The organism is Pseudomonas sp. HPB0071 (assembly GCF_000478505.2).
Lineage (GTDB): Bacteria > Pseudomonadota > Gammaproteobacteria > Pseudomonadales > Pseudomonadaceae > Chryseomonas > Chryseomonas luteola.
On record NZ_KI517370.1, the window covers coordinates 1 to 22,683 of the forward strand.

Below are 22,683 nucleotides of genomic sequence, written 5' to 3' on the forward strand. Positions count from 1 at the left end.
AGAGCCCAGAGCCCAGAGCCCAGAGCCCAGAGCCCAGAGCCCAGAGCCCAGAGAATTGTCGGAGGAGCAATCTCTGCCGTCTAGTCCACTAAGCAAGAAAAGTGACGGCGCAACCTCAATGGAGAGCGAAATGTGTTATGCACGGAAACTCTGTCTTGCGGCCAAGTCCCAAGTCATGGACATGTTCCAGGAAGCCCGGCTTGGCAAGGCCGTCGACCCAAGCACGACGTTGCCGCTGGTCGGAGAAATCGCTGCCTCGGTGCTGCGCCAACCTCATGCCCTCATCAGCGTCGCACGCATCAAAACGCACGACGATTACACCTACCTGCACTCGGTTGCCGTCTGCGCCCTGATGCTATCGCTGGCCCGGCATCTCGATCTAGACGAGGAGCAAACGCGCCTGGCTGGCATCGGCGGACTGATGCACGACCTAGGCAAGGCCGCGATGCCGCTGGAAGTGCTTAACAAACCAGGCAAGCTCACCGATGCCGAGTTCGCCATCATGAAGCGCCACCCTGTGGAGGGCGCAAAGATGCTGCGCGCAGGCGGGGCCGAGCCCGGGGTGGTGGACATTGCCCTGCACCATCACGAGAAGATCGACGGAACCGGCTACCCGGATCGCTTGGCCGGTGACGCCATTTCACTCCTGGCCCGCATGGGCGCAATCTGCGACGTCTATGATGCCGTGACGTCGGAGCGAGCCTACAAAAAGCCGTGGGACCCGTCCGCGGCGATGCGGCAGATGGCCAAGTGGGAGGGCCATTTCGACAAACGCATCTTCCACGCCTTCGTCAAGGCCGTGGGCATCTACCCCGTCGGCTCCTTGGTTCGCCTGTCCTCTCAGCGTCTGGCCGTTGTCGTTGAGCCGGGAATGGAATCACTGCTGACTCCCAAGGTTCGCGTGTTCTTCTCGCTACGCTCGAGAGAGCCGATCCCGATGCAGACCATCGACCTGGCGGCCACGAGTTGCAAGGACAGTATCACTGGCCCCGAAGACCCGACGCTCTGGAACTTCAAGAACCTCGACGACTTGTGGATGGAATAGCCCCCACAAAACGACGGCCCCGTGAGGGAGCCGTTGAACATCGTCGAGCGATGCCCGTCCAGGGAGGGATGGCCGAGCTCGATTCTCCAGAAGGTAGCTGGTGACACGAGTGTTGAGCCCACCCAACTAGGGTGACGGAAATTTCTGGGGTTCCGGCTTACATCCCCAGACAGCCGCGATTCAAGTGACTGCTAGGGTCTCTAGGGGAGGGAAGAGTAGGTCGGGGGAATGGTTGGGCCGAAGCTCGACGACATTAAATTCGAAGAGCGCTAGGCTGAAGCTTACGATCAACCTTCCGGATATCTGATCGACTGCACCGCAAAGTGAATCGCCCCGGGTTTCGTGGAGGCCTCAACTCTTGAGAAGATGAGACCATGAGAAAGACTACGACCTACTCCCCTGAAGTCCGTGAACGTGCCGTGCGCATGGTTCTGGAGCATTTGAACGACTACTCCTCCGAGTGGGCCGCCATTGAAGCCATCGCGCCGAAGATTGGCTGTGCAGCGCAAACGTTGCATGGCTGGATTCGCCGTCATCAGACCGACGCAGGTCAGCGTCCAGGCCCGACCACCGAAGAGCGTGAACGCATCAAGGCGTTGGAGCGGGAGAACCGGGAATTGCGTAAGGCCAATGAAATTCTGCGTCTGGCCAGTGCGTATTTTGCCCAGGCGGAGCTCGACCGCCGCACCAAGTCCTGAGGGCTTTTGTCGATCAGTACCGTGACCGTCTCGGGGTCGAGTCGATCTGCCGTGTCTTGCAGATCGCCCCGTCCGGTTACCGCAGACATGCGGCCCAACTGCGTAATCCGGCACTGCGTTGTTGCCGTGCTCAGCGCGATGAGGCGTTGAGCTTGGAGATCCAGCGCGTGTGGGACACCAACATGCAGTGCTATGGCGCGGTGAAGGTTTGGAAGCAGCTCCGGCGAGAAGGTATCGAGGCAGCCAGATGCACGGTGGAACGGTTGATGCGTCGAGCTGGATTGCAGGGCATAAGGCGCGGTCAGGTCGTGCGGACAACGGTGGCCGGAGACAAGTCGCTCTGTCCGCTGGATCGTGTCCAGCGCCAATTCCAGGCCGACCGCCCCAACCAGCTGTGGGTGTCGGATTTCACTTACGTGTCGACCTGGCAGGGATGGCTGTATGTGGCCTTCGTGATCGACGTCTTTGCGCGGCGCATCGTGGGGTGGCGAGTCAGTAGCAGCATGAAGACCGACTTCGTACTGGATGCCCTGGAGCAGGCCCTGTACGGCCGCCAGCCACACCGTGCCGGTGGACTGATTCATCACAGCGACCGTGGCAGCCAGTACGTCTCTATTCGCTACACCGAGCGGCTGGCAGAGGCCGGCATTGAGCCTTCGGTTGGCAGCAAGGGCGATAGCTACGACAACGCCTTGGCCGAAACCATCAACGGACTGTACAAGGCCGAGCTGATTTACCGTCAATCATGGAAGAGCCGCGAAGCTGTTGAGATGGCGACCTTGAAATGGGTGCACTGGTACAACCACCAGCGGCTGTTGAGCTCAATCGGGTATATCCCGCCTGCGGAGGCTGAGGCAAACTTCCACCAGCAACAAACAGGTCAGGCCATAGCGGCCTGACTTAAACGAAACAGCCTCCACGAAACCCGGGGCGATTCAAAGTGCTGTTGCCAGGTACTGTAAAATAGAAGAGTGAGCACTTGATTTGCTGGTGCTTTCAAACAACGGTGTTGTTTTTTTAACAGCCGAACTGGAAAGGGAGGCTGAGCTGCTCAGTGATCACTTTATCCGTTGGCTGATTTACGCCGGCATGTTCGCTACAGGCACTGAACGACAACGCAGATGGTATGGTCTGTGCGTTCTGACTCGTCAAGGATCGGCCAATGGATCGTTTGTCTAATTTGCTCTCGCGGTTCGGCGTGCGGGCCAATCTGTTCTATGACGGCGACCTATGCGGCTCTGCATCTTACGATGGCGCCGAGCGGCGAGGTTATATCCATCTGCTTCAGGCCGGCAGCGTGACGTTGCTTGGTCCCGATCGCAAGGATTTGCAGCTCACTCGCCCTAGCTTGATTTTTATGCCACGCCCCGCCAAGCATCAATTGTTTGCGGGTGAGTCCGATGGCGCAAAGTTGTTGTGTGCTTCCATGGAGTTTGAGGGCGGAATTGATAATCCTTTGTCGGCTTCATTACCGGACTGTTTGGTGCTCGCACTCGATGATCTGCCCATGCTGGCAGACACGTTGGAGTGGATGTTTGCCGAGGCGGCAAATGTGCATTGTGGAAGGGAAGCCGCGCTTGAGCGCTTATTTGAGCTCCTAATCATTCTGTTGCTCCGTTACCTGCTCGATCATCACCAGTTGCGCACCGGAATGATGGCTGGACTGGCCGACATGCGGCTTGCCCGATCGCTTTTACAGATGCACAACTCCCCGGAACATGCCTGGTCAATAGCAGAGCTGGCCAGTGAGTCAAATATGTCACGCGCTGCGTATGCCGTGCATTTCAAGAGTGTCATCGGACAGACGCCTGCTGATTATTTGTTGAGTTGGCGAGTTAGCCTGGCTCAGAAGCTGATGCGAGAAGGGCGCTCGATTACGCTGATTGCAGCTCAAGTCGGCTACGAAAGTCCTTCGGCGCTGTCTCGCGCATTTAGACGCAAGACGGGGTTGAGCCCTCGTGACTGGTTGAAAGATCTGGCGGGGGAAAATGATGGCAAAAAGACCTAAGGCATTACTGCCTTAAGCCATTGAAAAAATTATGCATTAATTTTACGTTTTTCCAGTTCAACCAGCGAATGGCCTGCCACAAATATCGAAACAGCAAGCAACCCTAAGTCTTTAAGCAGAAACTGACCTGGCGCAACGGAAATCGCCGGAAACCCTAAACTAGGCTCAATGACGCCCGGAGTGGAAAACATAAAGCTAAGGGTTGTGAAGAACAGGCCTGCAGACAGAGCGCCTCCTACCACGGATAGTTTGGGCGACAGCATGCGGCCTGCGATCAGAGTGCCGATCGAAATCTCTAGTATGCCGAGCAGGCTGGAGAACATGTCGACCGAAAAAATGCTATACACCCATCCCAAAAGCGGGCTGTTGCTCACCAGTGGAACCAGGCCCTCGGCCTCGTAGTGGGTAAATTTCATGCCGCCGAACCAGAAGTAAATAATAGCGAGAGCCAAGTACGCGCCATAGATACCTAGCCCCATAGTTTTGGTTCCAAGCGTTAAGTGGGCCTGTACGCTGGACTTCGAGTTTTCAATGCCTATGGTTTTCATGTCTGAGCTTCCAGTAGTGAGTGAGAGTGTGTTGGCTGCCGAACGCCGTATGCGTTGGCGATGAGATTATTATGGCTGGCATCTCTAATCAAGAGGCATCAGAAAGTATTGATTTCAGTGCAGATCGTCTTGGGCGGTGCAATTCGCGATGAAGGGGGTCGCCTCAGAAAACGGAAAATAAAGCACGCTAAGCCGGTTGCAGCGGTCGTAGCGGCCTGAACTTGCCCGCGCCGATCTTGGCGCTGCTGCGCCAGAGGTAATCGCCGGTGAGGTTGATGTGCTCCCAACCGAGCGGCGACAGGTACTGCAACAGCGCGTCATCAACGGCATGGCCGTTGCCACGCAGCGCGTGCGCAGCCCGTTCCAGATAGACCGTGTTCCACAACACGACGGCAGCCGTTACCAGATTGAGGCCGCTAGCCCGGTAGCGCTGCTGCTCGAAACTGCGGTCGCGGATTTCACCCAGGCGGTTGAAAAACACTGCCCTGGCCAGCGCATTGCGCGCCTCGCCCTTGTTCAGGCCGGCATGCACGCGGCGGCGCAGTTCCACGCTTTGCAGCCAGTCCAGGATGAACAGCGTGCGCTCGATGCGGCCCAGCTCGCGGAGCGCCACGGCCAGGCCGTTCTGGCGTGGGTAGCTGCCGAGCTTTCGGAGCATCAGGGAGGCCGTCACCGTGCCCTGCTTGATCGAGGTGGCCAGCCGCAGGATTTCGTCCCAATGGGCGCGGACGTGCTTGATGTTGAGCGTGCCGCCGATCATGGGTTTCAGCGCGTCATAGGCGGCGTCGCCCTTCGGGATGTAGAGCTTGGTGTCGCCCAGGTCGCGGATGCGCGGCGCGAAGCGGAAGCCCAGGAGGTGCATCAGGGCGAAGACGTGATCGGTGAAGCCCGCCGTGTCGGTGTAATGCTCCTCGATCCGCAAGTCGGACTCGTGGTACAGCAGGCCGTCGAGCACGTAGGTCGAATCGCGCACGCCGACGTTCACGACCTTGGTGTGAAATGGCGCGTACTGGTCAGAAATGTGGGTGTAGAACGTCCGCCCTGGGCTGCTCCCGTATTTCGGGTTGATGTGGCCGGTGCTCTCGGCCTTGCTGCCGGTGCGGAAGTTCTGGCCGTCCGACGATGAGGTGGTGCCGTCGCCCCAGTGCTCGGCGAAGGGATGGCGGAACTGTGCGTTGACCAGATCGGCCAGCGCCGCCCCGTAGGTTTCGTCGCGGATGTGCCAGGCTTGCAGCCAAGCCAGCTTGGCGTAGGTCGTGCCGGGGCAAGACTCCGCCATCTTGGTCAGGCCCAGGTTGATCGCGTCGGCGAGGATCGTGGTCAGCAACAGGTTCTTGTCTTTGGCCGGGTCGCCCGATTTCAGATGCGCGAAATGCCGAGTGAAGCCCGTCCATTCGTCCACCTCCAGCAGCAGTTCGGTGATCTTGACGTGCGGCAGGATCATTGCCGTCTGGTCGATCAGCGCTTGGGCGGTGTCGGGTACCGCCGCGTCGAGCGGCGTGATCTTCAAGCCTGACTCGGTGATGATGGCGTCCGGCAGCTCGTTGGCCGTCGCCATACGGTTGACGGTGGCAAGCTGTGTTTCCAGCAGCGTCAGCCGGTCGTTCAGGTACCGGTTGCAGTCGGTGGCCACGGCCAGCGGCAATTCGCTGGCCTGCTTGAGGCTGGCGAATTTCGCGGGCGGCACCAGGTAGTCCTCGAAGTCCTTGAACTGGCGCGACCCCTGCACCCAGATGTCGCCGGAACGCAACGCGTTCTTCATCTCCGACAGCGCGCATAGTTCGTAGTAGCGCCGGTCGATGCCGGTGTCGGTCATGACCAGCTTCTGCCAGCGCGGCTTGATGAACTCGGTCGGCGCGTCGGCGGGCACCTTGCGGGCGTTGTCGCTGTTCATGCCGCGCAGCACCTCGATGGCGTCGAGCACGTCCTTCGCGGCGGGAGCGGCCCGCAGCTTGAGCACGGCAAGGAATTCCGGCGCGTAGCGGCGCAGCGTGGCGTAGCTTTCGCCGATGCGGTGCAGGAAATCGAAGTCCTCGGGCTGCGCAAGCTTCTGCGCTTCGGTGACGCTCTCGGCGAAGGCATCCCAGGACATGACGGCCTCGATGGCGGCGAACGGATCGCGGCCCGCCTGCTTGGCCTCGATCAGCGCCTGGCCGATGCGGCCGAACAACCGCACCTTGGCGTTGATCGCCTTGCCGGACGCCTGGAATTGCTGCTGATGCTTGTTCTTGGCGGCGTTGAACAGCTTGCCCAGGATGCGGTCGTGCAGGTCGATGATTTCGTCGGTGACGGTGGCCATGCCCTCGATGGCAAGCGCCACCAGGGTGGCATAGCGTCGCTGCGCCTCGAACTTGGCCAGGTCGGCGGGCGTCATCTGGCCACCCTCACGGGCGATCTTGAGCAGGCGGTTCTGGTGCACCGACCGCTCGATGCCAGAAGGCAGGTCGAGCGCCTGCCACGCTTTGAGGCGTTCGATGTGTTCCAGCATGTGCCGCGAATTCGGTTTGACGGGCGATTGGCGCAGCCAGGCCAGCCAGGTCGTTTTGCCGTTGTCCCGACGCTTGAGCAGATCGTCGAGGCGGCGGCGATGCGCGTCCGACAGCGGTTCGGCCAAGGCATCGTAGATGCGCCGGTTGGCGCGGGTGATTGCTTCGGCGCTCGCCCGCTCGACGGCGTTGAGGGCAGGCAGAATGACCGACTGCTGCCGCAGGTGCTCGATCAAGGTGCTGGCCAGCACGATGCCCTTGTCGGTCTGCAAGGCCATCTCGGTCAGCAACTGGACGGCCTGCCGGTAGTGGCCCATGGTAAAGGGCTGGAAGCCGAACACCGTTTGCAGTTCGACCAGGTGCTCGCGCCGGGTCTGCTCCCGCTGCCCGTATTCGTCCCAGCTTTCGACGCTGACCTTGAGCTGGTCGGCGACCAGTTTCAACAAGGGCGGAAACGGCGGCTCATCGACGCCCAGGATGACACCAGGAAAGCGCAGGTAACAGAGCTGCACGGCGAAGCCCAGCCGGTTGGCCGGGCCGCGCCGCTGCCGGATGATGGAGAGGTCGGTTTCGCTGAACGTGTAGTGACGGATCAACTCATCCTTGGTGTCCGGCAACGCCAGCAGGCTTTCGCGCTCGGCGGCGGACAGGATTGAACGACGTGGCATATTTACTGATCCGTTCTCAAGTATTGATACAGGGTTTCGCGACTGATTCCGAATTCACGAGCCAGCTTGGTCTTTTGCTCGCCAGCCTCGACACGTTGGCGCAGTTCGGCAATACGCTCAGACGACAGGGATTTCTTCCTGCCACGGTAGGCCCCGCGCTGCTTGGCGAGCGCGATGCCCTCGCGCTGCCGCTCGCGGATCAAGGCGCGTTCGAACTCGGCGAACGCGCCCATTACCGACAGCATCAGGTTCGCCATCGGCGAGTCCTCGCCGGTGAAGGTCAAATGCTCCTTAAGGAACTCGATGCGTACGCCGCGCTGGGTGAGGCCCTGCACCAGGCGGCGCAGGTCGTCGAGGTTGCGCGCCAGACGATCCATGCTGTGCACCACGACCGTGTCGCCTTCGCGCACGAAGGCGAGCAGCCGTTCCAGTTCGGGCCGCCGTGTGTCCTTGCCCGACGCCTTGTCGGTGAACACTTTATCCACCTGGATCTGTTCGAGCTGCCGTTCTGGGTTCTGGTCGAAGCTGCTGACGCGGACGTAACCGATGCGCTGACCGTGCAAGGTATCCTCCTGAGGGAAATGTGTCAGGAAGAAATCTATGACCCTTGACGGCGTATGTCAATCAATTCGGAAGGCAACTCTATTCTGACGATTTAGCGCCGGATGGTCTGACGCCAAGTTAGGGTATACCTCAAATTGACACTGCGTATTCCAGAGAACGTGATGACGGAAGGTTGAACCTTCCGTCATAGCGCATCTGGTTTGGCCTCCCGTCAGCCAACCACGGGAAACACTGACTCGATCATTGGAGAATGGTCAGCTTGGCCTTGAGATCAATGGCTCTCGCGAAGTTGTGGTAATTCGGCGATGTTCGCTGCACCTGCGCGTGCAATGCTTTCAGCGCCGCCGAATCCGCCGACGACTCCATTTCGACCTCATACTCGACCTGGTCGTACCCTGGATTGATCCCAGGATCGATTCCAAGAAAACCTCTCAGATCGAGGCTTCCCTTCGTGCGGATAGTCAGCGATTGCAACTCGATGTTCATTGCCGCCGCATTTGCCGCGTAGGTTGCAGTCATGCATGCGTTCAACGCAGCCAGGATCAATTCTTGTGGATTAGCGGCCGTGTCGGTACCGAGCAATTCTGCCGGTTCGTCCGCGTCGATGACAAAGCCGCGCGCCAAGGCCGTGTCACCTAGTACGAGCGGCATGGTTCGCGCACGCGTCCGGGTGCCACCCTCCCAGGTTGTCACGACGCCGAACGTCGCGATGCCTGCGGCGGGCTTTGCTGCGACCTGATCTGCAAACTCACGCAATGCGCCGACGTTGATCCCGTTGCCGGGAGTTCCTTTAATGTTTGTGTTCATTTCTCGTTCCCCCATTATGTGTTACGCCCGGCCATCACGCCGCCGTCAACGTCCCAGATTGCGCCCGTCACCCATGCTGCCTTGTCCGACAACAGGAAGAGGATGACCTCGGCGACGTCTTGTGGCGTCCCAACCCTGCCGATTGGGTGGAAGCTGTTGAATCCCTGTAAGGCGCCATGAACCTCGGCCTTGGGTATGAATCCCTCGTAAATCGGCGTTTCGACAACCGCCGGAGAAACGGCATTGACCCTGATTTGTTTGGATGCCAGCTCCATCGCAAGGTGCTGGGTCAGCGAATGCAAACCTGCTTTTGCCATCGAATACGCGGACGACGGCGTAGCCGCAATCGCCTGCTTGCCCCACATCGAGCCGATGTTCACAATGGCGCCGGGACGCTCGCTGGCCACGAGATTGGCCACGACTTTTTGTGTGATGAAGAAGAACGCTTTATTCAACGTCAAATATTGTTCGTAATCACTTTCCGTGTGCTCAAGAAACGCCTTCGGGAAGAACACCCCAGCCGCGTTGACCAGAAGATTGATGTCCTTGTGGTGTTCATCGATGGTATGCAGGAGTCGCTTCACATCTTCGGCTCGCGAGAGATCGGCAGTCAGGGCGGTCACGGTGCCCAACGACGACAGCGCCTTGCGGGCCTCTTCGGCCTTGTCTTCACGGTGACCGACGATGACGACGCTTCCGCCTTGCTCAAGAACCATGCGGGCAGTTTGCAGTCCCATCCCGCTAGTGCCGCCGATGACCAACAACTTCTTGCCATTAAATTCAGTACTCATAATAATCTCCTTAACTACCAACTAAATGGTAGGGTTGTGTTGCAAAAAAAGTGCCGACCTCAGGTCAACACGGTGGAAAGAAAAGTGTTTCCAACTTCGGCCGGTCCGCGTGACGACCGCATGCCACGGCCCACCATCATCGAGCCTTCCAACGCGCACAAGAATGCCTCTGCGAGAGCCTCTGGGGTGGAATTCGAGGTGATCAGCGCGGCACGCTGACCATCGGCAACGACAAGAGTCAACCAGTCGAGATTGACTTTAAAGAATCGCTCGACCTCGCTCACAACGGCGTCCGGCAGCGAGTCCGACTCGGCACCCAACATGCCGCAGACACAAAGGCGCCGGTCCTTGGCGAAGGTGCGTTCGAAAAGTGCCGCATACGCAGTTAGCCTGTCAGGCGCTTTCGCATGCTGCCCTTCGATGCTCAGCAACTCCTCACGAAACCGGTGCGTGTAGCGCTGTGCGACCACGGCCACGAGTTCACCCTTCTTGGGAAAGTGGTGGTGGATACTTGGTTTTTTGATGCCTACCAACTGGGCCACGTCGTCGTATGAGAAGCCGTTGTAGCCGTGCTGCTGTACCAACCCTTCAGCGGCATCGACCACCCGCTCGGCGGTCGGCGAGATTTCGGAGAAATGCTTCATGCAAGCGCCTCATTTGATTCGGCGACTGGCAGGTGGCCTGTCTTGACCAGGATGGTGCAGCCTGTATTGCTGAAGGGACGGTGAGCACTCAAATGCGGACTGCGCATCCATGTGCCGGTAGGGTAGCTTCCGAACTCATCCTCAAAGACGCCTTCCAACACATAGATTTCTTCACCGCCGTAGTGACGATGCGAATTGAATCGTGTCCCCGGGGCCCAGCGCACCAAAGCCGTATGTTGTGTGTCGAACTCAGAAAGTGGCATCACCGACAGACCCGGCACGAGGCCTGGAAACCAGGGGCCGTTACGGGTGTCGACCACGGTGCGTTGGCTGTCGGCTAGATCAAGATGGCGCAGCTTGACGAACAACGTGCAACCCGTCGCGGAGCTCGGTGCATGCGAAGAACCTGGTGGATTCTTGATGTAAGTCCCAGGCCCGAAGGTCCCGGATTCGTCGCTGAATTCGCCGTCCAGGACCAGAATCTCCTCGCCCAAGTCGTGCTTATGATTTTCAAAAGCGGAGCCCGGCGCGTATCGCACGATCGAGGTGGCACGCGCCACTTCGTCGCCATCACGCTCCAGTAACTGGCGTTGAATCCCGGTCGCTGGCGAATCGACCCACTGTAAGCTTGAAGGCTCGACGACAACACGCTGCGAAAGATCTGAATTGAGTTTCATGGCTTTATTTCATCTACCGACTACTTGGTAGGTAAGTTATAAGATCCCGATTTGTTTGTCAAATAGCTTTCGCCATTTTCTTTCATCCATTGAAAAAACAATGAATTGGTTACAAGAACTCGCGAAGCTTAGCGTACGATTTTTTCCGAATTCTCTATCGTCCCCCTAACGACTCAATGACTTGCTCGTGTGTCGCTTGTAGCCCTTGTTTTATTAAGTCTAAGGAGCCACGTAACGACACCCCAGGCAATTCGTCTAGATCAACACTTGGGCTTTTTGAGAGCCTTCCACGCTGCCGTTCAAAGGTTACCCAGCCGGACTGAGTCGTCTGAGTTCTTTCTAATGATCGCTCAAAGACAACAAAGGCGTCTCCTGCTGAGGCAGAAGACGGGGTATAACAAACCCCTAGAACCCCCAGCTCAAGCAATTTCTTTGATGTTTGTTCAGGTGTTCCGATCAGCACGGTCAAAGCGCCGTAGATCGCTTCACCAGTTTTTGTGTTGCTTAAGCTATCGTTACGACCGGTCAGAAGCGCCAGCGCGTCACGTACACTCTGGCTTTGTTCCTCCAACGGCTTGTGCCAGTACAAAAAGTCTTCATAGGGGACTGACTTCTGTCGACTCTGCTCAAAGTGCTGGGCGTTGTTGATGAGCCAACCTAGATCGGACTTTATTTCGCGGATTTGCTGGCTATAAGTGCGGGCGCTAAGAGGGCGTTCTTCCCCGCGCATTGCCGCTGCCAGATCACTTTCAAGATCAGCTATTAACGTATGGCATTGGCGCATGTGATCGCGGACCAAGACCTCAATGTGTTGACCTTTCAAAAGGCCCTCTCGGGATGCCTCAAGAAATGCTTTAAGACTCGATGGAGACTTAGGGTCGCTCATGATCTGCTTGATACGATGCAGAGTCAGCGGCTCTCCTCTAAAGCAATTTTTAACCAGCAGGCATAAGCTATTAGCTTGCTGATCCAGCACTCTCTGCGATAGGTATCTCCCAAATCCATACGTCATATTGACGCTGGAATTTGGCTGTATTGAGAAATGATTTCGAGGCGTTGATGCCCCGCCAAAGGTTTCGTGTGTTTGTGGGAGACGTAATGAAACTGGCCCTGCTGAATTAAAGCGACTGCTATGTAGTGCAGGCATCGGGGCGCCGTTTAGGACCTGAGAAGGATGGAAAACCCTATACTCAACTTTGCCTGTATTTGCCCCCGAGCCGCCATAAATTGCTCCATCAAACCCGGCTTGCTTGAGCCACTCGACAACAAGGTGTCTATCCAGAACCTGATACGTCAGGGCGTAAAGGCTACCAAGCGCTTCTGGATTCTGCGCCAGGTAGGGCTCAAGTTCTTCCCCAGTCTGTAGATCATGCCAGGCCTGAGTTTCGGTGATCGCATCTTTTAGGCTGATAGCGACCTGAAGAGCTTTTTCATAACCTAGTGCTGTGATTAGAGTTGAGAAGTCAATATAAGGATCTTCGGTAACCAGGATCGGTGACTTGATTGCGAGATAGGCGGGAATGACTCTAGGCTCGTAAACGTTGTCCCTATAGTCGTTTGGCTCGGTTGCATAAAGCAAGGCGGTATCAAAGTCGCCAAAGCTCAGGGAGCCGAGCCGAGATTGAAAGACTGCCCCGACCCCTTTATCTCTTATGCCATGCTCACCCCGATAGACCAGTAATGGGCGTCCTTGTGCATTGGTGACATGACTACCTTCAAACCACTGATCAAACGACACTGACTGAGGGGCAGAGTCAGCGTTGAACAGGATGTCATTGTGCAATCGGTTGAAATTACCCAGATTTCCCAAAGCTGATTTCATTTGCCCTGGTTCAAAAGCAGCGTATACAACCGCCCCTTTGACTGGTACGCCATCATAACCGCCCTCGAAAATTACTCCGTCGCACCCCTGCTGCTTGGCCAGTGCGATAGCCGCATTCTTGAAATATCTGATGTTGTAGGCTAATGACTGATCAGCGAAACGGAATGCCTCATCGAGGGTGTCGTAACGCTGAGCCCATTGCTCACAATCCACTACCAACGGATTATTCATCTTCAAGTACATGGGCATCAGTAGCGGACTGTTAGAGAGCCTGGCAAACGAGTCTGCTACTGTGATGCTGTCTGAGAACCAGAAGGCGCCTGTTGCGTCTCTTGCTTCATCTGCCGCTGTCCCAATGGCAGCCTTGCTGAATAATGAGAAGTCTCTGCCCGTACCGTGATAGACCTTTTTAGGTGCCCCTTGGTTATCTACCACTTTGCTAGCGCCAAACCATTGTTTAAACGCTGGTCTATCAGTTATTGGAAGGCGAAGGTGATTTGTTAACTGGAAGCGTATGTCTGGGTTTGTCGGGTCGAATTCGCCATTGTTCGCCGTAGCAGACTTAATCTGCTCTGGCCGGAACACTGCTACCTCCAGCTCCCCGTCAGGATATTTGAATATGACGCCATCGTATTGATCGGAAACTAAGCGCTGTGCCTCCGCCAGCGTATCCACACCAAAATGTCGCTCAAGGGTCCCTGGCGCTAGTATTGGCCCTTCTAAAACCAAAGGGTTTTTGATACTGAGATAAACCTCAAGCAGCCGGTCACCATAAGATTCTGCAACCTTCTTTTCTGTACTGAAGTAGAAGCCTCTACCTAGCCAGCCAGCGTCCGTCTCAGACCCAATTCGGTTGGCATCAAACATGGTTACATCAGCATTGGTACCATGGTAGAGCTTCAGCGGGCTGCCTTTGGTATCTGTGAGCTTGCTTCCGCCAAACCATCGTTTAAACGCAGCGGAGTCGGTAACAGTCGGACGAGGAGGCTCGTTAAGGCTAAACCGTATATCGGTATTGGTTCTGCTGAAATCGCCGTTGTTTCCTATGGCAGATTTTATCTGCTCTGGCTCGAAGACAACCAAGACGTTTTGTCCGTCAAGCTCAGTGCTATAGCCTAGGTAGCTTTGCTCTTCACGCAGACGAGTTAATCTCTCCTCAAGCTGTAAGCGTTTTATCGTATAAAACTCGCGCTCAGCTCTCGGTACCGAAAACTCTTCGTCTTTGGCTCGGCGCACCGCTTCAGCTGCCTCAAAGACTTCTTGCTCTAGCGTTCCATTGTCGGTACGAGTAAATCCAATGCTGTCATAGCCTTGAGCTTTTAACCTGGCACGTAAACCTTCCGTTGAGCCAACACCCTTAGGACTTTGATTTTCAAATTCACGGCCTTCTGATTCATGCATATCACGTAAGAAATCATCGAATCGGTCGTAATATTTGGTTCGCTCCGCCCTCAGGTATACGGGGTAGATTGAAGCCCCCACTCCATTAGCGTACATGCCAGCCCCTGTGTCTCCAGGCCTGTCAGAAAACCAAATGCCAACCGTATCCATTGAGATACGTCGCCGCTCAGTGGACTTCATGCGATCAAAGGTATCTATCTCTCCGGCATAAGTACCGTGATAGAAGATCTTGGGCTCACCGTTATGGTCTAGAGCATGACTTTTTCCAAACCATGCCTTGAACTCAGGCGTGGCGGTCTGGCCTAGTTCTGAAAAGCTGAAGCGGATATCGGTGCTGCTGGCGCTAAAGGAACCTGCATTGCCTATCGCGGATTTAACTTGCTCTGGTCGGAAGGTCACAATTTGGGGGTAATCATCTCCCCACCCGCTGGCGCCACGCATGATGTCGCTGGCTTTAGACCAAAGAATACCGTCATACCCCAATGCCTCAAGCTCTGCTATCCGAGCCGGGTTGGAGCGGATCTGCTCTATTTCCGACTTATTTGAGGGACGATATGGATTTTGGACGGACAGATACACCGGCATGACTATTGGCGAATGCTGTATGTAGCTGTAGTCGTGGCGAGGAGTGAAATAGGCCACTCCGCTACGGAAAGCTGAGAAGGACACATCCGTACCATGGTAGGCCACCAACGGCTCACCGTTGGCCTTGACTATCTTGCTATTCTGAAACCAGGCTTTAAATTCTGGTGTGTCGGTAATCTTGAGCGTTTGAGCTCCCAAGCTGACCGATTTAATGTCCTTACCGTTCCAGGCAATAACCGCTTCGCTCTGAGTTTCCTCCAGCTCAGGTATGCGAACGATCACATCTTCTGCGTCGACATCCTCTGTCAAGGCTGGCGCAACAGCCCTGCGCGCTTCAATGGAAAATGACCTACGCGCTTGTGTGTTACGTGCTTCCACCTCTCCTGCGAGATGCCAGTAGGCTACAGTGCGTCCGGACAACGGCTCAAGGGGGCCTATAAGGGCAAGAATTTTGTCAATTTTGCTGAGGCGCCTATCCTCGATAGGCTGGATAAACCGGTCATATGCTTCGTTTTTAGCCACAACTTCGGCGTAGTCATATAAACCGTTCCTGCCATTACGATATCGTTCTGCCGTAGGAAATGAATTCAGTCTTGCGGTGACGAACTCCTGATACTCCAGGCTCTTTTCAGCACCTTCTTTTTCTAAGCTGAATTGCCTATTGATACGCTTTAATATCGTCTCATTGTCAGTAAGCGTTGAATCCTTGTTACTGCCACCCGTGGCAAAGGCTTCGCTGCTTTGGATAGCGTGTTGCATCTCATGTAGGAGTGCGGACAATTGCTTATCGCTGATACCCTGTTGACTGGGTGACTCGGCTCCAAGGGAGATATGACGCTTATCAGGATAGTACGCTCCGTCAGAAAGGGTCATGTCTAGCGAAACAGTAATTGAGCGAAGCTCTGGGTATGCATTGAACAGGATAGGATGGTCGATTACCTGATCAAGCTGAACAGCCTCGCCATTAGCACGCAAAGGCGTAGCGGTTAATACTGAAGCTGCACTGTCATCGATCTCAAAGCGCCATTTTCCATCGGAGCCATGAAGCCACCCTGTGGCCTGCCATACAGACTCCGCTTTTTCACCCAGCTCAAGCCTTAATCTTGCATCTGCCAGCGCAAGAAGAGGAGCAGTGTGTGCATTCACTCCTGCAAATGAGTAACGAATATCTGGATCTTTGGAGTCAAAAGTTCCGAAGTTACCGAACGCAGACTTGATCTGTGTTGGTTCAAACGCGACATAAACGTCGCTTTCACGTCCAAATGTATCGAGTCTGGCCTGCACTCCATCATGCCCCAGCGCTTTGGCTTGGCGTACAATTTCAGCGAATTCACGCTGGTTGGTGGGCGTCACTAAAAAGTCAGTGGTGTAGGGGTTAGCGATGCTGAGGTAAACAGGCATGACCTGACCGGGCTCTCCGCCCTTCCAAGCGTATTCGCTTGCGTCGCGCCCGCTGGTGGTAAAGAAAAAACCTTCACGAGCATCTGCTGCTCCGGTGTTATCACCACGCGTGGCTGCATCAAACGTTGTAAAATCGGCCCCTGTCCCGTGATAGACAATCAAAGGCCACCCATTAGGTTGGGTCACCTTGCTGGTGCCAAACCAGGCGCGAAATTCTTCCCTATCAATATGATTGGGATATGAGTAAGCCTTAAAGGGACCCCATGGAATGAGATCATCGTCCTGTACGTCTTGAGTCACAAATGGGTCTGTGGAGATTCGCTCCTCTGCACTCATATGCATCCGAGCTTCCACATTGCGAGCTTCGACCTCTCCCGAAAGTCGACGATAGGCTTTTAGTGCGGCATTACCCTCAGCTATGTTGAGGGTTGTTTGTAAGAGATCTACTTGTTCAAGATCTTTTTCATCGATCAAGCGGTCGATGTCATGCTCAAGCGCATTGATGAGCATCTCATCTTCAAAGGAATACAGCTCACTTGGCATCTCGTCAGGCATTCCACCGTATCCGAAGCCTTCATAGTTCTGAATAGCGTGCTGTATTTCATGGAGCAGAGCACTCAGTTGCCGCTCGTCTAGACGGGTCTGCCCATGCTTAAGCGAACTGAAGAGCCGCAATGGTGTAGGCTCATGAAAGTTATAGGATGCATATCCTTCAGGTAATTCATGTGAAACAAGTACTTCCATCGCCTTGAAGTGGGGGTAAGCCTCGAACAAGAGCGGGTGATCCAGTACTTCCCCTAGTCGGACGAAGCACTCCTGACGATCTTGATCAAGGAGAGCCAAGCTCTCGCGAGCATTAGCCTTGCTATCGTCAATCTCGAATCGCCATTTATCATCCGCTCCCAAGAACCAGCCGGTAACCTGCCTAATCGCTTGGGCTGACTCTCCGCTTGCGTGCCGCTCTTTGGCTTTGAGCAGACTAGAGCGTTCGGCAGACAATGCTCTTGGGCCAGCAAAACTAAATCGACTGCTATTGGTATGCGACGGGCTTATCACTGCTCGATCATGCAACGACAGCCTATCGTGCTGATACAAAGGAGCCTCATTGCCATGCCAAACCATGAAGGCGTCAGATACAGGCCTGTCTTGTGTTTGCTCAGGTGTCAGGCTTTTGCGGGCGTCAGCGGTAAGCAGACGTCGATGAGACGCATTGCGTGCTTCTATCTCGCCAGGGAGCCGCATATACGTTTCCTGGCTACCTTGGTACTCCAGGCGATGCAGCTGCTCTCGATACCCCGAGCTTAAGCGATACGCCTCGTTTAACCTTTTGTTGACCGCTAAAATGTTCGCATACAAGTCGGCTGCTACTGAGCTCAGGTCGGCTGCGTCACAATACTGAGGAAGATTGGAAATAGTACTTTCCCAGAAATCATCATCGGCACTGCCACCAAAAGCCTCGTGAAGCCATTCAGTAAGCTTTGGGTTTAGCAAAAGCCTCTGTTTATCGGTGTCGCTTAAATGATCCAAAATGACTCGTACTATGTCGCTACGCTCATTTTGATACCGCTCAATCAGTCTGTCTTGCTGCTCGATCCGAGACTCAAGCTCGGGATAAACAACATTTCTGATGTTCCTTACGCTGCCGCCTTTAGCGAAATTTTCTATTTCTTGGATAGCGTGCTGAATCTCATGGATCAGGGTGTCGAGCTGGCTCCTGGTGCCTAACGTGATATGCCACTGTCCATGTATCAGAGATAATGATCCGCCGAACTCCAATGCTTGATTGACCGAGACTGGCATAGTCTTGAGTTGAGGATATGCCTCGTATAAAGCAGGGTGATCAAGAACTTCACTTAGGGGAAGAGACTTAAGCCCTGTAAACATGAAGGTCGTTGCGATTTCTTTGGCATCAAAGATCTCCTCAATGGAGCCGATGACCGACTCCTCGCCCCTGTCTTGCTTAATCTGGTCAATAACGTCGCTTGGTAAAAAGCTGGCCAGTCGATGCTCACTAACAGAGTAAAATGATAGGAGGTCAGCTGGAGACTGCGCTTGCTCACGAGCCAGCACCAAATCGAACGTGCCATCAACGCGACGACGGTACGTCACTGAAGAAATGAAAAATGAATCTTCGCCTGTGAAACTCAGTGAGTGAAGCCGGTTGCTATGAAGCGTCGCGGTGCTATCGTCGATTTCAAAGCGCCAGCGGCCATCCATTCCAATAGACCAGCCTGTCGTAGCCCAAATATCAGCAGAGTCAGCAGCCTGGCTATGCATGACCTTGGCTTGCGCTAACAACTCTAAGGGCGCGCTTACCGCTTCCTCGCCTGCAAATGCAAATCGGATGTCGGTATTTCTTGAGCCAAAAAATCCATTAATGCCAATAGCAGAAAGCGCATCGGCTGATGTCGCAAGTCCGTTCTTCCAGAGGTAGACAGCCTCGCTAGGTATATCTTGAGTAGCTTCAGGAGAGATGTTTTTGCGTTCAGCTTCGGTGAGCCGTTGGCGGGTCTGCACGTTACGAGCTTCTACCTCACCAGCGAGGCGCCTATATTTTTCAACAGGACTCAGAAGGCGATCAGCTGCTGTTTCAACAACAAAATCCCATTCTCCATTTGATTGCCAATACCTTATTCGCTCGACGAACTCAGCACTGTAGGCGGCATTCTCGGCAAAATAGAGAGGCGAAACGTTGTTCTGCTTGGAGAGGTCATCCAGGTCCAGAATTTCCCGGAGTCTAGCCGCAAATACTTCTGACTCAGGCAATGCATCAAACATCTCCACATTGCCACCACGGGCAAAACCTTCGATGCGTTGTATTGCATGCTGTACCTCATGCAAGACGACACTCAAAGCGCTCCCACCTAAAGAAGGATTGATATTAACGGTCAGCAGATTTTTATGAGGCTCGTAGCTTCCGGAGCTTGCATAGTTAAACCCCTCGCTGCGAAAAACCTTTACTTCGAGCGACGCGAGACCGGGATATAGAGAAAACAGCCTTGGATGCTTTAGAAGGCCAGGCGAAAGCTTTTGTGAGTACCCAAGCTGAGCAGCTGCATAGGGATTAAGCGTTATGAGTTGATCACCCAATGATCCGCTAAGCGACTCTACTGGGAAGCCATCAATCTCACCGTTTCTATACCAACCATCGTCAACGAGTTCTGCTTGGCTGTCATCGATCTCAAAGCGCCACTTTCCATCGATGCCTGTAAACCAACCAGTAGCTTGTCGGATCGTTTCTGAATCATCGCCTTGCGCCAGCATGATCTGAGCGACATCGAGCGATTCCAGGTTCAGGTCAGCTCCGAGTTCCCCTCCAAATGCGAAACGGATGTCCGGTACCGCCGAATTAAAGGTACCAATGTTCCCTACTGCACTTTTGATCTGAGTGCTATCAAAGACCCCGTAGGTTAAGTGTCCACGCTCGTTAAAGATGATTGAGTCGAAGCCCATCATAGTGAATAGACTTTTGATAGTGGTGGCGCCATCACGCCCGAACAACATGGCAGGATTATTCCAAAAATCCTGATGCATATAATATGGACCGCTTTCCTCTCGCCTTGCGCAGACACGAAGATGATTTACGAGCAAGATGGCTTCGTCAGCGTTATATGTCTGGCGATACGTCTGCGCTTGACGAGCCACTTCTTTGAAGAAGGTGCTGATCGTCATTGAACGTTCAGTTAGCCGGTCTGCTTCGAACGGACGCTTCACCTGCATATACACGGGCATGATAGCCGCAGCACCATTGCCGTACTCGCCTCGGTACTCTGCATATTCGTTAGCAAGTTCAGGTGTGGCCGACGCCCAGAATGCAAACCCTGCATCGAAGACGCTGAAGTCAGCACCCGTACCATGGTAAAGAACTAGCGCCTCTCCACTTTCGCTAACTGCTCGACTACCCTGAAACCACTGTTGGAACGCTTTAGAGTCCTTTACCTGGTCAGGCTTTACAAAGGTCTTGGACCACTGCTGTAAAACCTGAGACGCTTCGCTATCCGGCACTGAGAAGCTGCTTGCGTTTACAGTCTGCAACGCTACATCTAGTGATTCGAAGGCTTCGGACCTATACGCCCCTAAATCACGCTGATAGTGGCTTATCTGCCACACACTAGAGCCATCAGCTGAGGGTGTTAGAAAGCGAAGCTGAGCTTTACTAACGGAGCTTGTGTCATCCATCCAAAGCGCAAAACCAGCGCGAGCTATCTGATTCCGTACCTCATTTTGAGTAAACTGGGCGCGGCCAAGCGCCATGACCTCCCCTGCAATCATCCGTAAATCGTCGCCGTGGATCCCGGATGTCATTTCCGCCAACGTAGACTCAAAATGCTCTATGGTTTCGCCTATGTGAGGTGCATTAGTTGACGCTAACGCAAACAGGTAACCTGCTAGTTGATGTGCTGGCGCTGTAGCAAGTGACAGGATTCGGTCTGACGAGGTAGCACTAAAGAGCCGCTCAAGCTCAGCGGTATCCAGGTGACTATTCCATTCGTTTGAATGGATAGGCTCGATTAGGGGGTCTATCTGCTTTGTAAAGTGATCAACTGCCTCTCGAGCAAGGGAGGCAAGATCCGCAGGACTAAGGGAGAGATCCTCCAGCGCTCCAATTTCGTCTAGCCAACGACATAATGGTGTTCTAAACAACCAGGTACGGAGCTTTGACAGACACTGGTGACCTAGCTCATAACCGCCCTCACCGCCAGGACGTGCCGCCTGATCATTTGCAACTCGCTCGACTAGATAGGCTAGCTGTTCACTAGGCACGTGATGGGAAGGTGTACTTGACGGCACGCGCATAGCTGCCCAAGTAGCGTATGTGTCGCCCTTGCGCAGGAGACGCCTGAACTGAGCCGAAAGACGCCCATAGTCCTCACCCAACATGTGTGCAAGGCCTGCATGTTCTCCTACCTCATGTAGAAAAAGCCCTGCTACCTGATCGGCCCCTATCCGATTGGCCACCATGTAAATTTCATTTTGCCCAGTTGTGATTCCAGCGATATAGGGCAAATTTGCGGAGTTCTCGTAACGTATCGCAGCAGGAAGCTCATTAACGCTAGCGACAATATTCAGCTTCCCAGCTGACTCCAACACATTGATGATGCGGTGCCCATAATGGGCTTCCAATATTGCCCGCATAGTTTCTGGCGCCAGCGTATGGTCCGCTGGAAGGCTAGGGCTTGCAGGGGTACGAGGCGTGAGTCCTCTTTTTATATTGTTGAGGAATGCGGGTGCACAGGCCCGCCATAGCGCGAGCAGTGCATTGTCATCAAGGCCAGCAAAAGATGAGTGTTCTTGCCGCAGGAGCGGAAGAATATGCTGTTTTACATCGCTATCTTTCGCTGCTTCGAACATCCAGGCATCGGTGATCAGACTAAACGCCTGTTGCTGCTCTGGATCCAACCCTAGCTCTTGCGCTTTGGCCTCAATCCAAGCAAAAGTCGGGTGGTCAAAGAACTGGCGCCTGAGGCTGGGAACATGCTTACCCACCAGACCAGCAAGTCCATGTTGTTCGACTTGCTGTTGCCAAATGGAATGCGTAAGGGCTTGCCCAGCGGCTAAAGACTGATCAACTTGCATGGCGAACTCCGTTTCAACCTATCAATGCATCTTTGGAGCTGAGCTACGAGGTGTAGGCTGTGGGGGATTTAGCGAGTCAATTTGGTCCTGAGCATGGCGCATGCTGGAAACATCTACTCGACCGGTAACTTCCAGTTCGTGAAGCTTCTGCTTCTCGGCGGCTATGAAGGTTCGCTGTATCTCTCGGAGATAGAAGACAGCTCGATCTGCATTGATATTGGTCAGATCCATGGAGCAGAGGTTAGTCACGATAGCCCGTGTCATGACATCAGCAGCACGTAGGGATGGTTTAAGCTGGCGCCGGAAGGAGTTGATGAATTCAGCAGCCTTTAATAGGTGGCCACAGTCATGATCAGAATGCGTAAAGATTGAAGGTGCCTTTATGCCTCGGCGAGTAGCGTGTACAAAGGCCTCTCTTAAGTGCTCACCCTCAGCGTACTCTTGCCGGGACCCTATCCACTCGATGTCATCCATAACGGGACCTCGTGAGCTATTGCCGCTTATTACCAGCGCCACTCGGACCGTATCCCAGTTATCAGGGTTGACCCCTGCTTCGATAGCTCTCTCACGTGACAGTGAGTTTTGACCTGGTTGAACGCTAACCTGCGTAAGAGAGATCAGGTCGGCAATCACAAAGCGCCGGTCCACCGCCAGATCGATAAACCGCTTGAGCTCATCGTGACCAATGAGCAAATGCGTTTGCGCATCAGAATCGACTTCGGGATCGGATGACCAACGAACCTCGTAACCTTCCTCGTTACGACTGGTTGGAACCTGAACGGGAACGCCGAGCCCCTTGATTTGAATAATGATGCCATTTTGCATAGGTCAATCCGTTTCTTTTCTGTGCATTGCGTTGCGGTTGCTGAGCTACGAGCAAGCAAGTGTGCAAAAGGCCTGTGCAGCGCGCTGCTGAACAGGCCCCAATAAATTTGATGACGGCTCTTTGCGGGGGTGTGTA

At 54.6% G+C, this 22,683-nt stretch carries 12 protein-coding genes and 1 other annotated feature; of the genes, 3 read left to right on the top strand and 9 right to left on the bottom strand.

The features are described from left to right. Positions 1-175 precede the first annotated feature (175 nt). From HMPREF1487_RS24425 to HMPREF1487_RS24440, 3 genes are all read left to right on the top strand, one after another. A complete protein-coding gene (locus tag HMPREF1487_RS24425; RefSeq protein ID WP_223198360.1) occupies positions 176-1,045 on the top strand; it encodes an HD-GYP domain-containing protein in 870 nt (289 codons plus the stop codon). Between the two features lie 374 nt (positions 1,046-1,419). Continuing rightward, positions 1,420-2,642 (top strand): IS3 family transposase gene (locus HMPREF1487_RS27055; protein ID WP_143511574.1). Its coding sequence is split into 2 segments (ribosomal slippage): positions 1,420-1,705 and positions 1,705-2,642, totalling 1,224 coding nucleotides; the frame shifts between segments, so codons are not numbered across the junction. Further along, positions 1,698-1,814: a sequence feature (AL1L pseudoknot), on the top strand. It overlaps the preceding gene by 117 nt. Positions 2,643-2,905: 263 nt before the next feature. After that, the gene (locus tag HMPREF1487_RS24440) at positions 2,906-3,751 is read left to right on the top strand and encodes an AraC family transcriptional regulator (RefSeq protein WP_010799480.1); all 846 of its coding nucleotides are present in this window, start codon (positions 2,906-2,908) and stop codon (positions 3,749-3,751) included. Positions 3,752-3,780: 29 nt separating this feature from the next. On the opposite strand, the gene HMPREF1487_RS24445 is transcribed toward HMPREF1487_RS24440, so the two are convergent. From HMPREF1487_RS24445 to HMPREF1487_RS24485, 9 genes are all read right to left on the bottom strand, one after another. Beyond that, positions 3,781-4,299: a YkgB family protein gene (locus HMPREF1487_RS24445; RefSeq protein WP_003464991.1), complete on the bottom strand. Its 519-nt coding sequence runs from the start codon at positions 4,297-4,299 to the stop codon at positions 3,781-3,783. Between the two features lie 187 nt (positions 4,300-4,486). After that, positions 4,487-7,453: a Tn3 family transposase gene (locus HMPREF1487_RS24450; RefSeq protein WP_001138070.1), complete on the bottom strand. Its 2,967-nt coding sequence runs from the start codon at positions 7,451-7,453 to the stop codon at positions 4,487-4,489. A gap of 2 nt (positions 7,454-7,455) precedes the next feature. Next, complete coding sequence (locus HMPREF1487_RS24455) at positions 7,456-8,016, bottom strand: recombinase family protein (RefSeq protein ID WP_003124096.1); 561 nt, start codon at positions 8,014-8,016, stop codon at positions 7,456-7,458. A 241-nt stretch (positions 8,017-8,257) separates the two neighbouring features. Further along, positions 8,258-8,824, bottom strand: a complete 567-nt coding sequence (locus HMPREF1487_RS24460) for an OsmC family protein (RefSeq protein ID WP_004574805.1) — start codon at positions 8,822-8,824, stop codon at positions 8,258-8,260. Positions 8,825-8,838: 14 nt separating this feature from the next. After that, positions 8,839-9,615 carry an SDR family NAD(P)-dependent oxidoreductase gene (locus HMPREF1487_RS24465; protein WP_004574804.1) on the bottom strand — a complete coding sequence of 259 codons (777 nt, stop codon included), beginning with the start codon at positions 9,613-9,615 and terminating at the stop codon, positions 8,839-8,841. A gap of 59 nt (positions 9,616-9,674) precedes the next feature. Beyond that, on the bottom strand, positions 9,675-10,259 hold the full coding sequence (locus tag HMPREF1487_RS24470) for a TetR/AcrR family transcriptional regulator (RefSeq protein WP_004574803.1): 585 nt from the start codon (positions 10,257-10,259) through the stop codon (positions 9,675-9,677). Beyond that, the gene (locus HMPREF1487_RS24475) at positions 10,256-10,936 is read right to left on the bottom strand and encodes a cupin domain-containing protein (protein WP_004574802.1); all 681 of its coding nucleotides are present in this window, start codon (positions 10,934-10,936) and stop codon (positions 10,256-10,258) included. Before HMPREF1487_RS24475 ends, HMPREF1487_RS24470 begins: the two co-directional genes overlap by 4 nt. 154 nt (positions 10,937-11,090) lie before the next feature. After that, the gene (locus HMPREF1487_RS24480; protein ID WP_010799481.1) at positions 11,091-21,722 is read right to left on the bottom strand and encodes an ADP-ribosyltransferase-containing protein; all 10,632 of its coding nucleotides are present in this window, start codon (positions 21,720-21,722) and stop codon (positions 11,091-11,093) included. A gap of 21 nt (positions 21,723-21,743) precedes the next feature. Then, positions 21,744-22,547, bottom strand: a complete 804-nt coding sequence (locus HMPREF1487_RS24485) for a hypothetical protein (protein WP_010799482.1) — start codon at positions 22,545-22,547, stop codon at positions 21,744-21,746. Positions 22,548-22,683 lie beyond the last annotated feature (136 nt).

Bases quoted from the DNA above. Each gene is read 5' to 3' on its own strand.
- HMPREF1487_RS24425 (WP_223198360.1), top strand. From the start codon at position 176: ATGGACATGTTCCAGGAAGCCCGGCTTGGCAAGGCCGTCGACCCAAGC.
- HMPREF1487_RS24440 (WP_010799480.1), top strand. From the start codon at position 2,906: ATGGATCGTTTGTCTAATTTGCTCTCGCGGTTCGGCGTGCGGGCCAAT.
- HMPREF1487_RS24445 (WP_003464991.1), bottom strand. From the start codon at position 4,299: ATGAAAACCATAGGCATTGAAAACTCGAAGTCCAGCGTACAGGCCCAC.
- HMPREF1487_RS24450 (WP_001138070.1), bottom strand. From the start codon at position 7,453: ATGCCACGTCGTTCAATCCTGTCCGCCGCCGAGCGCGAAAGCCTGCTG.
- HMPREF1487_RS24460 (WP_004574805.1), bottom strand. From the start codon at position 8,824: ATGAACACAAACATTAAAGGAACTCCCGGCAACGGGATCAACGTCGGC.
- HMPREF1487_RS24465 (WP_004574804.1), bottom strand. From the start codon at position 9,615: ATGAGTACTGAATTTAATGGCAAGAAGTTGTTGGTCATCGGCGGCACT.
- HMPREF1487_RS24470 (WP_004574803.1), bottom strand. From the start codon at position 10,259: ATGAAGCATTTCTCCGAAATCTCGCCGACCGCCGAGCGGGTGGTCGAT.
- HMPREF1487_RS24475 (WP_004574802.1), bottom strand. From the start codon at position 10,936: ATGAAACTCAATTCAGATCTTTCGCAGCGTGTTGTCGTCGAGCCTTCA.
- HMPREF1487_RS24480 (WP_010799481.1), bottom strand. From the start codon at position 21,722: ATGCAAGTTGATCAGTCTTTAGCCGCTGGGCAAGCCCTTACGCATTCC.
- HMPREF1487_RS24485 (WP_010799482.1), bottom strand. From the start codon at position 22,547: ATGCAAAATGGCATCATTATTCAAATCAAGGGGCTCGGCGTTCCCGTT.